We start from the raw sequence: 14,459 nt of genomic DNA, 5'->3' as shown, positions 1-14,459 counted from the left end.
TATGCTCTCAGTTCGAGCAGCGAGTTCGGAGTCACGGATCAAGGGGCGGGCATGACGGGCGAGCGTGAACGCGTGCGGTGGGGGATTCTGGCGACCGGCGGGATCGCCGCGGCGTTCACGGCGGATCTGGTGGACATGCCGGACGCCGAGGTGGTGGCCGTCGCCTCACGGTCCGAGGCCCCGGCGAAGGCGTTCGCGGAGCGGTTCGGGATCCCGCGGGCGTACGGGGACTGGGCCTCGCTCGCCGCGGACGAGGACGTCGACGTCGTGTACGTCGCCACGCCGCACTCGGCGCACCGGGTGGCCGCGGGGATGTGCCTGGAGGCGGGCCGCCACGTCCTGTGCGAGAAGGCGTTCACGCTGAACGCGCGGGAGGCCGAGGAACTGGTCGCGCTCGCCCGGGGCAACGGCCGCTTCCTGATGGAGGCCATGTGGATGTACTGCAATCCGCTGGTCCGGCGACTGAAGGCGCTGGTCGACGACGGGGTGATCGGTGACGTGCGCACGGTGCAGGCCGACTTCGGTCTGGCCGGGCCGTTCCCGCCCTCGCACCGGCTGCGGGATCCCGCGCAGGGCGGCGGCGCGCTGCTCGATCTCGGCGTCTATCCGGTGTCGTTCGCGCAGCTGCTGCTCGGGGAGCCCTCGGACATCGTCGCGAGAGCAGTGCTCTCCGACGAGGGCGTCGATCTCCAGACGGGTGCACTGCTCTCCTTCGAGAGCGGCGCTCTGGCTTCGGTGCACTGCTCCATCAACGGTGGCACGCCCGTCGCCGCCTCCGTCACCGGCTCCGCAGGCCGCATCGACGTCCCGGGCGGCTTCTTCTTCCCGGAGCACTTCGTCCTGCACCGCGACGGCCGCGAGCCGGAGACCTTCCGCGCCGACCCCGTCTCCGGGCCCCGCAACAGCCTCAAGCACGAGGCCGCCGAGGTGATGCGGGCCCTGCGCGCCGGCGAGACCGAGTCCCCGCTCGTCCCGCTCGACGGCACGCTCGCCGTGATGCGGACGCTCGACACGATCCGCGAGCGCGTCGGTGTCCGCTACCCCGGCGAGGCGCGGGCGTAGGGAACGGGACCGCCGTGTCTCACGTACGGCGGGCCCCGGTGGTTCACCGAGAAACGGTCAACGGCTCAACCCTCACATACGGAAGCCGCATCTCCGGACCATATAAGCCGTTGGTGCGCTTATGCTCATCATCTCCCCCATCAGGGCTTCACAGTTGGAGCACACGGCTTCGGTACGACCACGGTCCACTCCGAGGGGGAGGTGGCAGTCGCTCCGCGGCCCGGGCGGGGGCCTGCCTCGCGCGGGACCGCGAGGCGAGCACCGGACCGCGGAGCGGCTGCCCCCGTCATCAGCCCTGACTGCCGCCTTCCGCCTCGGCCGGTTCCCCGGCGGACCGGCGCCTGCGGTTGCGCAGCGCGAACGCGCCGCCCGCGAGGAGTGCCAGCGCCGCCCCGGCCCCGCCGACCAGTCCCCACGGCGCGCCGTCCTCCTGCCCGGCGGCGGCCGGAGCCGGAGCGCCCGGCGCGGCCTTCGCCGCCTTGCGCGTGGGCTTCGCGCTCGCGCCGCCCGCGCTGAGCGGACCGACCAGCGTGCCGACCGGCTCGGCGTCCGCACCCTTCCCGAAACCCCAGTCGAGGAGCTGGGCCGTCTCCTCGTAGACCCCGTTGCCGCCGCTCTTGGGGTGCATCACCGTGACGATCAGGGTCCGCCCGTCACGGGTCGCCGCGCCGGTGAAGGTGTTGCCGGCGTGGCTCGTGTAGCCGTTCTTCACGCCTATCAGGCCCTCGTACGGCTTCATGCCCCACGCGCCCGTCAGCAGGCGGTCGGTGTTCTGGATCTGGAAGGTCTTCTTGCCGCCGGCCGGGAAGTCCGCGGTCCTGGTCGAGCAGTAGCCGCGGAAAACGGCGTCCGCGAGACCGTGCCGGGCGAAGAGCGTCAGGTCGTACGCGGACGACAGCTGGCCCTTGTGGTCGAAGCCGTCGGGGCTGACCACATGGGTGTCCAGGGCCTGAAGGTCCTTCGCGAGCGCCTGCATCTCGGCGACCGTGGCCTCGATGCCGCCGTTCATGTGGCTGAGCACGTGCACCGCGTCGTTGCCGGAGCGCAGGAACACGCCCTGCCACAACTGATCGACGGTGTACGTGATGCCGGGCTTGACGCCGACGAGGCTGGACCCGGCGGGGACGTCGGCGAGGTCGGCGTCGACCACCTTGTATGTCCGCGTGCGCTCGAACTTCTTCAGCACGGCGTCCGCGAACAGCATCTTCAGGGTGGAGGCGGGCGCGAGACGCCGGTGCGCGTTGTACGAGGCGAGCACCTCGCCGCTGGTGTGGTCGGCGACCAGCCAGGAGCGGGCGGTGAGGTGCTTGGGCAGCCCCGACGCGCCGCTCACCTGGATCCCGGCGCGGGCCAGCCTCTCGCCGCCGATCGTCGTCGTGGCGTACGCGGTCGTGGCCGTCGCGGCGGTGAGGGGGACGGCGGCGGCGAGGCCCAGAGCGGCACGGCGGGAGAGCCCGGAAGAATCACGCATCCCGGGACCGTACAAAGTCCGTCCGAGCGGCGTGGCAGCGGGGTCGCCAAGAGAGGGGACGCCGATTCCGGAGCGAGCGCGAAACGTGCGCGCGGAAGCGGGACCGACCGTCCGGAACCGGCCACCGGCCCATCGGGAACGCGCCGTGGCGGGCCCGCCCGTCCGCACGCGGAGCCACTCAACAGGGGTTTCCTGGCAATGAGCCCTTGAAAGGCCGAGAACGGGCTGTCTGACCCAATATTGATTCCGGGGTCCGGATTCTCAGCCCTCACACATCTCCTACTCAGCCCGGCTCAAAGGTTCCTCCATAGCTTTTGGCCGCGCCCACCGGGGCGCCAAGAACCTTTGAGGAACGGGATGTTTGGCATCTATCTCAAGCGTGAGCTGAGCCGGCGCAAGAAGGCGGCGCTGGTGATCGCCATGGGTCTGGCGCTCGGTATCGCGCTGGTCATCACCGTCAACTCGGTGTCGGCCGGCATGCAGCAGGCCCAGGACAAGGTCCTGAAGTCGCTGTACGGGCTCGGCACGGACATGACGGTCACCAAGGCCCAGGCGGCACCGTCGGGCAACTCGTCGGGCCGCCCGAAGTTCGACTTCGACGCCAAGTCGGACAGCGGCAAGACACAGAGCTCGGACCGGGTGATGACCCAGGGAGGACAGTCCCTGAAGTCCTCGCTCGTCACCGAGGTCGCCGCGCAGAAGGGCGTGGCGAGCGCGGTGGGCGCGCTGAGCCTGAACGTCACCAAGGTCGACGGCTCCTTCACCCAGGGCAAGGCGAAGTCCACCACCTCGGGCTCCGGCCAGCAGGGCGGACCCGGCGGCCAGAGCGGCGGCACCGGCGCGCCGCAGGTGCAGGGCGGCGGCGCCTCCTTCGACGTGAACTCCTACTCCGTCGCGGGCGTCGACGTGACCCAGCAGGACCTCGGCCCGCTGGCCACCTCGAAGATCACCACGGGCAGCACGTTCACGGCCGCGCAGACCTCCGCGAAGGTCGCGGTGCTCAGCAAGTCGTACGCCAAGGAGAACAAGTACAAGGTCGGCTCGACCTTCAAGATCTCCGGCACCAAGTACAAGGTCATCGGCATCGCGACGCCCGACAGCAGCGAGTCGACCACCGACGTCTACCTGCCGCTGAAGCAGGCCCAGACGCTCGGTGACGCCAAGAACAAGGTCACCACGATCTACGTCAAGGCGACCGACTCGAAGCAGATCTCCACGGTCAAGACGACCATCCAGAAGAACATCTCCGGGACGACCGTCACCACCTCCGCCGACCTCGCGGACACCGTCTCCGGCTCGCTGTCGACCGCCTCGAACCTCGCCACGAGCGTCGGCAAGTGGCTGTCCATCGCGGTCCTGGTCGCCGCGTTCCTGGTCGCGGCGCTGCTCACCTCCTCCGCCGTCTCCCGCCGGGTGCGCGAGTTCGGCACCCTGAAGGCGCTCGGCTGGCCCTCCCGCAAGGTCACCCGCCAGGTCGTCGGCGAGTCCGTCGTGAACGGCCTGCTCGGCGGCGTCCTCGGTATCGCCCTCGGGCTCGGCGCGGCCTACACGGTCACCGCGATCAGCCCGAAGCTGACGGCGGAGCTCGGCTCCACCGGCGGCGGAATGGGCGGCCCCGGCGGCGGCGGTCCCGGCGGGCCGGCGTCCTCCGCGGCCAAGAACACCGTCGACATCGCCCTGTCCGCGCCGGTCTCACTCACCACCATCGCGCTCGCCGTGGGCCTGGCCGTCACCGGCGGTCTGATCGCCGGCGCGATGGGCGGCTGGCGCGCCTCCCGGATGCGCCCGGCGGACGCGCTCCGCAGCGTCTCGTAACCCGCCCCCGGGCCACACCCCTTGAGCCGGGGCGCCGCCGCCACTCCCCCCGGGCCGCGGCGCCCCCACCCCTTCATCCTCGGAGAAACCTCATGTACAAGCTCACCGGCGTCACCAAGCGCTACACGCGGGGCAAGGAGACGGTCGACGCCCTGCGTGGCGTCGACCTCACCATCGAGGACGGCGACCAGCTCGTCATCCAGGGCCCCACGGGCGGCGGCAAGTCGACGCTGCTCCAGATGATCGGCGGGCTCGACCGGCCGACCTCCGGCAGCGTCGAGCTGGACGGCGTGGACCTCGCCGGCATCAGCGAGGCCAAGCTGACCCGGCTGCGGGCCGAGAAGATCGGCATCATCTTCCAGTCGTTCAACCTCATCCCGACGCTGACCGCGCAGGAGAACGTCGAGACCGCCCTCGTCCCCCTCGGGGTCAAGCCCGCCGAGCGGCGCGAGCGGGCCGCCGAGGCACTCCGCTCGGTCGGCCTCGGGGAACGGCTCACGCACGTCCCGACCGAGCTGTCCGGCGGTCAGCAGCAGCGCGTGGCCATCGCCCGGGCCCTGGTCAAGAAGCCCAAGGTGCTGCTCGCCGACGAGCCGACCGGCAACCTCGACGAGGGCACCCGCGACGACATCATGGGCCTGCTCGAAGGGCTGTGGCACGAGTACGGGCTGACCTTCGTCATGGTCACCCACGACTCGTCCATCGCCCGCCGCGCGCCGCGCCTCGCGACCATCGAGGCCGGGCAGATCAGCCTGACCGAGCAGGCCGGGGCCCGCCGGGCCGTCCCCGGACAGGCCGACCACCTCCAGCTCTCCGGGCAGGGGCGGTACGCGCAACAGCCGTACGCGCCCGGGCAGCTGACGCCGGAGCAGTACGGCGCGCCCCAGGGCCACTGAGCTCCGCGGCGGCCCCGCCGCCCGCACACGCCCCGTGTCCGCCGCCCGCGCGTTCCGGGGCACCCGGGCCGCTCACCGTCCGAGCACGCCGTCGGCCCCGGCCGGCCGCGCCGCGGTGAGCGGCCCTTCGGCGACCGCCCGGAGCCGGAGCGCACCCGGACAGGGCGCGGGGCGGGGCGGCCGGCGGGACAACGGGCGGGGCGGCGGCCAAGAGCGACGGGCGGGAACGACGGCGGGAGCCACGGGCGATGGGCGACGGGCGCTCAGGCCTGGCCGGTCTCGAAGCGGCTGATCCTGCCGCCGTCGTCGACGGTGAAGCTCCACCTGGTCTTCATCTCGCCCCAGGTGTCGTTGCGGTACCGCACGAGGAGGGAACGCCCCTCGTCGGACTCGTTGTCGACGTCCATGTGGCCGCGCGAGGAGAAGATCTCCCGGTCGGTCCAGTCCCCGAGGTCACGGTCGGAGCCGTCGTCCGACATGGTGGCGTCCGGCGCGAGGAGCGCCTCGAAGGCGTCCCGGTCATGGGCGTTCACCGCGGTGACGAAGGCCCGGACCGCCGGGTCGCTGAGGCGCGTTACCTGAATGGTCATGGGAGTCACCCTCACACCGGCTCCCCGCACCCGCCACCCGAACGGCGGCGCGTGCCCGTCGGCCCCGTTCGATCGGTGCGACGGTGGTCACCCGGGAGGAAACCGTTGCCGCCGTCTGGACTGGGAGTCACCGTGACCTGTATCGACCGGCGTGATCTGGGACTGCTGCTGCTCCGTCTGAGCACGGGCGGTGTCCTGGCCGCGCACGGAACGCAGAAGCTGTTCGGCTGGTTCGGCGGCGGCGGTATCGAGGGCACCGGACAGGCCATGGAGGCCATGGGGTACGCGCCGGGGAAGGCGAGCGCCACGGCCGCGGGCCTCGCCGAGGCCGGGGGCGGCACTCTGCTGGCGCTGGGCCTCGCCACACCCGCGGCCGGTGCGGCGGCGGCCGGCGCGATGGCGGGCGCGGCGGCCGTGCACGTGCCGAACGGGTTCTTCGCGATGAACGGCGGCTACGAGTACACGGCCTCGCTCGGCCTGGCGGCGGCCGGCCTCGCGGTGACGGGTCCGGGCCGGCTGTCCCTGGACCATCTGATGGGCCACGCTGTGAACCGCGGCTGGATGGTGCCGATCGCGCTGGGTACGACGGCCGCGGTCACCGCGGTCGTCGTGGGCGTCCGGAACAAGCGGGTGCGCGCGGCGCGGGAGGGCACCCAGGAAGCCCTGTTCGACGAGTAGGAGTCGTCCCCGGGGCCCGGGGAATGCTGGCCCCATGGCTGACCACGCTGCGGACGACGACCAGGCCGGGCGCACCGGCGCCGGCATCGCCGATCGTGCCCGGGACGCCCCGGACGGTGGTCCGTCCGGGGCTTCGGCCGAGCGGGCGGGCGACGGTGCGGACCCCTGGGAGACGATCGACCGGCTGCACGCCTGGCTGGACGCCGACCGGGCGCACGGCGGCCGCGAGGGACTGCTGCTGCGCTTCCTGAAGCTGTCGGAGGAGGTCGGCGAGGTCGCCCAGGCGGTGATCGGCGCGACGGGCCAGAATCCGCGCAAGGGCGTGAGCCACACGTGGGACGACGTCCGGTCGGAGCTGTGCGATGTCGTGATCACGGCGATGGTGGCGCTGCGCTCGCTCGCGCCGGACGCGCGTGAGGTCTTCACCGCCCGTCTGGCGTCCGTGGCCGACCGCTCGCTCGGCGGTCCGTCGACGCCCGTACAGGGAGCGGATTTTCGCCGGACCGACCGGTAACGCCCGCGGCGACCTGCGCTACGCGAGGAAAGACCCGGATTCTCCCGGTACATGGACCTGGACAGCGGAGTCGGCGTCGACTCCGTGTCCGATGCGCGCCGATTCCTGATCGGTCTCATGTCGTTCGTGTTTGCCGAATGCCTGTTCTCGTGACTTCGCGAACAGATTTACCGACCGCAGGTCAAAAGGCTCCCGCGTCACGCTACCGTTGGCCTCCGCCGCGGTGTTCTTTGCCGTGGCACGGGGGCTGGGGGGAAAGTTGACGACGATTCTGTTTGTCCACGGAACGGGCGTTCGGTCGAAGCGCGAAAAGGAAGCACTCGATCGCATCGAAGGCGGTTTTCGCGACGCCCTGCCGGACACGACGGTGGAGACGTGCTCCTGGGGTGACGTACTGGGCGTCACCTCGGTGAGCGGGCCCGCGGGGGATGACGGCGCGGACGGGTCGACGCCTTCGAACAACACGCGCCTGACCTGGTCGGACGCGGAACGAGCCGTGTGGGCCCGGCTCTACGACGACCCTCTGTTCGAGATCCGGCTGGCGGTGCCGGCGGAGCCCGGTGACGCGTCCTCCGTCTCACCGAGGGTTCTCGACCTGCTGTTGTCCCGCATCCGGAAAATACCCGACGAACCCGCGGTCCAGGAATTGGTTCCGCCCGGCGAATGCCAGGACCATCTGCGGGAGGCCGTGGCGGACGCGCTGCGGAATACGGAATTCACGGCGGCCCTCCCTTTTCTCGCGGCCAGGAAATCGCACGACCTCGTCGCCCGTTGTCTGACAGCCGTCCATGTCCGGGTCCGCGAGCGGGACGGCGGCACCGTGATCGTCTCCGCGGCCGAACGCGACCTGCTGTGGCGTGTCTTCGAGAAGTGCCTGGGCTCCGCGCCACTGGGCCTGGGCGACAGGACCCGCGCCGCGGCCTGGTCCACGGCGCAGCACATGGCGCGGCCGGTCGTCCGGCGCCATCGCGGCCGGCTTCTGACCCGGGCGACACCCGCCCTCGGCGACATCCTGCTCTACCAGGCCCGCGGCAAGCCCCTGCGGACGTTCCTGGCCGAGCGGGTCAGGGAGATCCCCGGCCCCGTGGCCCTGCTCGGGCACAGCCTCGGCGGAGTGGCGTGCTTCGAGAGCCTGGTGGCCCACGACCTGCCCAACGTACGGCTGCTGGTGACCGTCGGCAGCCAGGTGCCGTACCTCTACGGCCTGGACGCGCTGGCCACCCACCGTCTCGGGGCGCCGCTGCCGGACCACTTCCGGGCCCGGTGGGTCAACGTGGTCGACCAGGAGGATCTCCTGGCCTTCACCGCGAAGGACCACTTCGAAGGCCGGGTCACGGACGTCGAGGTCGACACCCGGGAGCCCTTCCCCCGGGCGCACGGCTCCTACTGGACCACCCCTCAGGTCTACGAGGCGGTCCGCGCGGCCGTCGAGGAGTGCTGAGGTGGCGGTACACGCTCTGGTGGTGTGTCCGGAGACGTACGAAGGCTCGTCGCTCCGGGACCTGCCCGGCTCGGCGCTCACCGGGGCCCGCTTCGCCTCCTGGTTGTCGAACCATGTCGAGGAGCCCTGTTCCGTCACCGTCCTGACCAACGCCGACCGGCTGCCCGACGAACCGACCGCCGGCACGGTGTCCCGGGGACGGGCCGAACTCGGCCCGCTGTCGGACCTGTTCCTCCGGCCGGGTTCCCTGGACGGACTCGGGGAGGAGGACGCCTTCGTCCTCTACTGGCTCGGCCACGGCGCGATCGGCCGGGAGAACGGCCGCCACCGCCTGTACGTGTCCCACAAGGGGTACGTCGAGCTCGAGGACCTCCAGGCCTATATGGCCGGTCCGGGCAGACCCAGACGGCTGCTCTTCGTGATCGACGCCTGCCGGGAGGGCGACTCGGGACCCGGCGGTGACACCGGCGGCCAGATGCTGGTCACCGCGGTGGGTGCCGTACCGCACCCGGACTGGAACGGACTCGTGCTCTACGGCGCCCGCCACGGCGAGCAGGCGCTCTTCGACGAGCAGGGCGGCGTCTTCACCGGCCGGCTCCTCGAGGCCGTACGGACTCTGCCGCGCGGCGAGCGGCTCGACCTCGCCCCGATCGAGCGGACCGCCGTCGAACTCGAGACGTGCTTCCAGAAGGCCTACGAGCAGGACGATCCCGACTACGGCCAGATACCCAGCCACTACTGGATCTCCCACCGGGGCCGGCTGCTCGTGGACAAGGATTTCCGGCCCGGCGTGGCGGTGACCCCCTTCCAGACCGAACGGCTGCGCGTGCTCCTGAGCCGGGCCGGCCTGACCGCCCAGGAGGAGGGCGAGGTGTGGGACTGGCTGCGCACCCACGGCCCCCGCATGCAGGACGACGACCTGCCCCTGCCGGAGCTGGCGGTGAAGATGACGCGGCTGCCCCACCGCGCGGACGGCAGCCACTGCATAACCGGGCTCTGTGCCGTTCTGGCCCGGGTCGAACGGCTGCGGGACGAGATCCACGACTGGTACGGCTCCTGGGCCGCCGACAAGGGGCTGGCCCCCCTGGACACCGACAAGGGGCCGGCTCCCCCGGCCCGGGAACACCCGAACCACCCGCGTCCTCGGCCGCAGGCCCACCTGGTCATCGACCTGGAGCGGCTGGACGAGATCACCCACGGCAGCGCGGCCGTGTCCGGACAGGATTCCCCGGAGCCGAGCTACCGCGCCCAGGCGTGGTTCTACACCGGGCCCAGACGCCGCCGGATCAAGGTGCCGCAACGGACCTGGCAGAAGGACGAGTTCGCCGCCCTCGTCGAGCAGGTCTACGACGAGGCCTATGCCAAGGTGCGCTCCGCGCTGCACGACGCCTGGGTGGAGTTCATCGTCGACCGGGACCTGTTCGGCCACCGTTTCGACACGATCCCGAGTTTCACCGTGCCGAGCGGCAGGGCGCCGCTGCTGGGAGACAAGGCCCCGGTGGTGCTGCGCGACCGCTGGCGGCACCGCCTGGGCCCGCAGACGCTGAACTGGGAACGCCTGGGCGGGCTCCTGGACTCCGTCCCCGCGGCGCGGCTGAAGTGGCAGGACTGCGCCGTGCCGTGCGCACCCGGTGGAGAACCGCCCGCGGGACGGTCCCACGCCACGGAGTACGTCTTCACCGCCCACGGGGCGGCCGACGCGTGTGCCGGGATCGTGCTCTCCCGCCCCTTGGAGGACCGCGCGTCCTCCGACATCGTCGGCACCGCCCTCAACAACGGTGCCGTACTGGCCATCTGGACCGACCGGTCCGCCGCCGAGGACTGTGCGCGCGGCGGTGACGGCGGTGCGCCCTGCGACAGCGCGCTGGTGCGGGAGAGCCTGCTCCGGCAGCTCAAGGGCCGTCCACTGCGCGATGTGCCCGACATCGTCTTCGGTCTGCGCCGCGAAGGGGGCGACGAGGCCGAGGTGTTCCGCGACGTGGTCGTGCTCTTCGACGATCCACGTCGTTCTCCTTTGGTCCGGACCGCGGTGGCCATGCCGTGACCGGGCGACGGCCGGCGAGCAGAAGGGAAGAGCGATGACGGAAGGCCCGAGCGCCTCCGCGAAGGCCCCCGACTGGTGGGTCTACCGCGGACACTGGGGCGCGCCCCGCGACACGGTGTCCGCGGAGCCCGACATCCCGGAGCCCCCGCCCTGGCGTTCCTTCGGCCTGTCCACGCTGGTGCCCGCCGCCGACGAGGAGCGGCTGCGGGAGCGGGACCGGGACCACATCACGCTTCCGGTGCGGCCGCCCGGAGCCGAGGGCGAGCGGTCCTGGGACGACCGGGTGGCGGTCTCCTACCGCGGCGACCGCGAGGTGCACGAGCTGGTGAACGCGGCCATCCAGCTGCGCCGCCCCCTGCTGGTCACCGGCCCGCCCGGCACCGGGAAGACCACCCTGGCCTCCTCCGTGGCCCGGGAACTCGGTCTGGGGCCGGTGCTGAGGTGGGGCATCACCAGCCGCTCGACCCTGCGCGAGGGGCTCTACGACTACGACGTGCTGGGCCGCCTGCACGACATGAACCTGCGCAACGGATCGGCCCAGAACCGCAGGGTGGTCAAGCCCAGGAGCGAGCACGAGAACATCGGGCAGTACATCAGGCTCGGCGCGCTGGGCGACGCCCTGCTGCCCAGGCGCAGGCCCCGGGTCCTGCTGATCGACGAGATCGACAAGAGCGACGTGGACCTGCCGAACGACCTGCTGCACGTCTTCGAGACGGGGGGCTACGAGATCCCCGAGCTGCGCCGGATCGCCGACTCCCCCGTCCGCGTGCTCAGCTGGGACGGGAACGACCGGGCGCCCGTGCACAACGGACGGGTGCAGTGCGCGCAGTTCCCCGTCGTCATCCTCACCAGCAACGGTGACCGGGAGTTCTCGCCGGCCTTCCGCCGCCGCTGTCTGTTCCTGGTCCTCAGACGCCCCGAGGGGGACCGCCTCCACGAGATCCTCCGGGCCCATGTGCCGGAGATGCGGGACCTGTCCCAGGTAGAGGACCTCCTCAAGCGCTACGACCGGCTGACCGCGGACGGCCGCCAGCTCTCGCCCGACCAGCTGATCAACGCCGTACGCCTGAGGCTCACGGCCCAGCTGGGACCGGAGGACCTGGAGACCATCGCGAACGCGGTGTTCCACCCGCTCTCCGGGGCGTGACGCGATGGACCCCGAGTTCGCGAGGGTGCTGCTGGACTGCGACGCCGGGATCGGCCTGGAGGAGATCCTCGACATCGCCTGGCTGGCCGCGCGGCTGCCCACGGTGGACTCGGCCCGGGGCGACCGACGCCCGGACCTGGAACGGAGTTCCGCGGTTCCGGAGGGCGACGGCGCGGACGTGCGCGAACGGCTGGACACCGAGCGTCCGCCGACCGACGAGAGCGGCTCCCTCCGGTCGCCCGCCGTCACCACGCACGACGGCATAGGGGTGTGGTCGCGGGCCGCCGAACCCGCGATCGCCGAGATGGGCGGGGTCTCCAGCCGTGTCGTGGCGCCGCTTCCCGCTCAGTGGCTGCCCCGTCGTACGGAGCTGGGCAACGCCCTGCGCCCGCTGCGGCGCACCAGCCCCTCGCCCGTACGGACCGTGGTGGACGAGGAGTCGACCGCGCAGTGGGCGGCGGCGACCGGCATGGTCGTCCCCATGGTCACGGCCGCCGAGGAGCCGCACTACGACCTCGCGCTGGTGTGCGACGCCACGCCCTCCATGGAACTGTGGGCGCCGCTGATGCGCGAGATGGGCAGGGCCGCCGCCCGGTTCGGCGCCTTCCGGTCGGTCACCGTGCGCCGGCTGGACTCCGACACCGCCCTGACCACGCCGACGTCCGCCGGTGGCGGCCGCACCGGTCTGCGCACGCTGCTGGCGCCCGGGGGCAGGCGCGTGACCGCCTTCGTCACCGACGGTGTCGGCCGGGGCTGGCACGACGGGCGACTGGCGGCGCAGGTCCATCTGCTGGCGTCGTACGGGCCGGTGGTGATCGTCCATCTCCTCCCCCGCCATCTGTGGGGACGGACGGGTGTCGCCCCGCTGCCGGTCTCCTTCCACCCGCAGGCGGAAGGGTCCGGGAACGGACGGTCCGCTCCGGACCGGCGTTTCAGCCCGGCGGGCTGGTCGCTGCGGGACCTGTGGCCGGACGGCCGTCCACCCGGCGGCGGACGGCCGCACGCCGTCCCGGTGGTACCGCTGGAGCCGGACGCCCTCAACCGATGGGCCTCGTTCGTGACCGGGTCCCGTACCCGCTCCGTGTCCGCGCCGGCCTGGGTGGTGACGTCCGGGCCCGCGGACGGGCACGGCGCCCCCGAACCCGTTCAGGACACCGTGACGGAACTCCCCGTCGACGAGGACGAGTTGCTCGACGACTTCGACGCCACCGCCACCCCGGGGGCCCGGCGACTGCTGCGCAGCCTGGCCGCGGTGCCCCTGAACCTGTCCACGATGTGGCTCACTCACATGGTCACCAGCCAGTGGCACAGGGAGCCCTACGACCCGGCACCGCTGGCCGAGGTCTTCTTCAGCGGTCTGCTGCGACCCAGGACCGTGCAGGGCGGCGGCGGGAGCGACTCGGAGCCCGTCTACGAGTTCGTCGGGGACACGCGGCAGACACTTCTGGAGGGCATGGACCGGGTCGAGGCGGTGCGGACCTTCCAGACGGTCTCCGCGTACGTGTCCACGACGATGGGCCGCGCCGCGCTGGCCTTTCCCGCGTTGCTGGCCTCGCCGCGCGACGTCAGGTTCGTCGGGCAGATCGATCCGGAGACGCGTCCGTTCGCGGAGATCGCGGCACGGATCCTGCGGGGGCTCGGGCCCGCCTACGGCGAGGCCGTGCGCCGTATCGAGGCGGCCGTCGACGGATTCGCCGAGCGCGTCGACACGTCCGACGCGCCGCCCACCCCCGACGCTTCGCCCACGGTGCCTTTCGCTCCCCCCGAACCGGCCCCCGAACCTGCCCCCGGGCCCGCTCCCACGCCTCGGGTCGTCGCCGCCCGGCCCCTGCCGCCGCCGCTCGTCACGGCGGCTCCCCTCACCGTCACCGTGAAGGACCCGGTGCCGTCCAGGGAAGCGCGGCACCGGGCGGCGCGGCAGCCGCGCCGCACGATCGCCGTCCTCGGCGCGGCGAACAGCGGCAAGACCACGTTCCTCGCCGCGGCCTCGCTCGCCGCCACGACGGCCCGGCCGCGGCTGGGCCGCTGGAACGTCGTCGCCGAGAGCGAACAGGCCGAGAACTTCCTGGTGCAGCAGACCAACGCCCTGACGGTGGTGCGCCGCTTCCCCGAGGCGACGATGGGCCCGACGGCCTTCTCGTACGTCTTCCGCGCCGAGGTGACGAACGGACGGCGCGCCGAACGGGTGGACTTCGCGCTGGACTTCTGCGATGTCGGGGGCGGTGAGTACCAGCGGGAGAACTACGGCCGCAACCATGCCCTCGACGCGCACCTGGGACGCGCCGGACATCTGGTGATCCTGCTCGACCCGCTGAACCACAGCGGTCAGGCCGGGTTGCTGATCCCCCATCTGCAGCGGCTGGCGCAGGAGTTCCACGAGAGCGGCCGGATGCTGAAGGGCCGGCTGCCCCACCATGTCGCCTTCTGCGTGACGAAGTTCGACGATCCCGCCGTCTTCCAGGACGCACGGCGCGGCAACTGGGTCGGCCAGACCTCGCAGGGGGACCCGTGCGTGCCCGCCGCCGACGCCGAGGACTACGTCGCCTGGCTGAGCCGGAGTTCCGCAGATGTGGCCGAGGCCCGGGCCCTGGTGCTGGAGTGCTTCCTGGCCCGACGGGTGTCGTGGTACGCGGTGTCGGCGATCGGTTTCCACCGCACCCGCGACGGGTTCCTCAATCCGGACGACTGCTCGAACCAGACGTACGACGAGAACGGCCTGAGGGTGCTGCGGGGCCCGGCCCGGCCACTGAACGTGCTGGAGCCCCTGATCGCGCTGGGGCGGGCGTCGGGAGACATCTGAC

General features: G+C 72.1%; 10 protein-coding genes and 1 pseudogene. 9 read left to right on the top strand and 2 right to left on the bottom strand.

Annotation, left to right across the window (positions count from 1 at the left end):
* Positions 1 to 51 precede the first annotated feature (51 nt).
* Positions 52 to 1,062, top strand: a complete 1,011-nt coding sequence (locus tag ACFYW9_RS16670; protein ID WP_389150265.1) for a Gfo/Idh/MocA family protein — start codon at positions 52 to 54, stop codon at positions 1,060 to 1,062.
* Between the two features lie 289 nt (positions 1,063 to 1,351).
* Here ACFYW9_RS16670 and ACFYW9_RS16665 read toward each other — a convergent pair whose 3' ends face one another.
* Positions 1,352 to 2,533 carry a D-alanyl-D-alanine carboxypeptidase family protein gene (locus tag ACFYW9_RS16665; RefSeq protein WP_389150262.1) on the bottom strand — a complete coding sequence of 394 codons (1,182 nt, stop codon included), beginning with the start codon at positions 2,531 to 2,533 and terminating at the stop codon, positions 1,352 to 1,354.
* 357 nt (positions 2,534 to 2,890) lie between these two features.
* Here ACFYW9_RS16665 and ACFYW9_RS16660 point away from each other — a divergent pair, with 357 nt between their 5' ends.
* A complete protein-coding gene (locus tag ACFYW9_RS16660) occupies positions 2,891 to 4,348 on the top strand; it encodes an ABC transporter permease (RefSeq protein ID WP_389150259.1) in 1,458 nt (485 codons plus the stop codon).
* A gap of 92 nt (positions 4,349 to 4,440) precedes the next feature.
* Positions 4,441 to 5,127: pseudogene (locus tag ACFYW9_RS16655) on the top strand (ABC transporter ATP-binding protein); the annotation flags it as partial.
* Positions 5,128 to 5,507: 380 nt separating this feature from the next.
* Here ACFYW9_RS16655 and ACFYW9_RS16650 read toward each other — a convergent pair.
* Positions 5,508 to 5,834 (bottom strand): nuclear transport factor 2 family protein, encoded by a 327-nt coding sequence (locus ACFYW9_RS16650; protein ID WP_328453077.1) that lies wholly within the window; start codon positions 5,832 to 5,834, stop codon positions 5,508 to 5,510.
* A gap of 132 nt (positions 5,835 to 5,966) precedes the next feature.
* On the opposite strand from ACFYW9_RS16650, the gene ACFYW9_RS16645 reads away from it, so the two are divergent.
* The 6 genes from ACFYW9_RS16645 to ACFYW9_RS16620 all read left to right on the top strand — a co-directional run bounded on the left by ACFYW9_RS16645 (position 5,967) and on the right by ACFYW9_RS16620 (position 14,458).
* The gene (locus ACFYW9_RS16645) at positions 5,967 to 6,512 is read left to right on the top strand and encodes a DoxX family protein (protein WP_389150255.1); all 546 of its coding nucleotides are present in this window, start codon (positions 5,967 to 5,969) and stop codon (positions 6,510 to 6,512) included.
* Positions 6,513 to 6,597: 85 nt separating this feature from the next.
* Positions 6,598 to 7,026 (top strand): MazG-like family protein, encoded by a 429-nt coding sequence (locus ACFYW9_RS16640; RefSeq protein WP_389150625.1) that lies wholly within the window; start codon positions 6,598 to 6,600, stop codon positions 7,024 to 7,026.
* A gap of 367 nt (positions 7,027 to 7,393) precedes the next feature.
* Positions 7,394 to 8,467, top strand: a complete 1,074-nt coding sequence (locus tag ACFYW9_RS16635; RefSeq protein WP_389150252.1) for a hypothetical protein — start codon at positions 7,394 to 7,396, stop codon at positions 8,465 to 8,467.
* Position 8,468: 1 nt separating this feature from the next.
* Positions 8,469 to 10,511 (top strand): caspase family protein, encoded by a 2,043-nt coding sequence (locus ACFYW9_RS16630; RefSeq protein WP_389150249.1) that lies wholly within the window; start codon positions 8,469 to 8,471, stop codon positions 10,509 to 10,511.
* A 34-nt stretch (positions 10,512 to 10,545) separates the two neighbouring features.
* Complete coding sequence (locus ACFYW9_RS16625) at positions 10,546 to 11,658, top strand: AAA family ATPase (protein WP_389150246.1); 1,113 nt, start codon at positions 10,546 to 10,548, stop codon at positions 11,656 to 11,658.
* 4 nt (positions 11,659 to 11,662) lie between these two features.
* Positions 11,663 to 14,458 carry an SAV_2336 N-terminal domain-related protein gene (locus ACFYW9_RS16620; protein ID WP_389150243.1) on the top strand — a complete coding sequence of 932 codons (2,796 nt, stop codon included), beginning with the start codon at positions 11,663 to 11,665 and terminating at the stop codon, positions 14,456 to 14,458.
* Position 14,459: the final 1 nt, after the last annotated feature.

The sequence above is a fragment of the Streptomyces sp. NPDC002698 genome (genome assembly GCF_042888945.1).
Classification (GTDB): Bacteria; Actinomycetota; Actinomycetes; order Streptomycetales; family Streptomycetaceae; genus Streptomyces.
The sequence above is the reverse complement of the archived record's forward strand: the minus strand, read 5'-3'. Positions and strand labels throughout refer to the sequence as shown.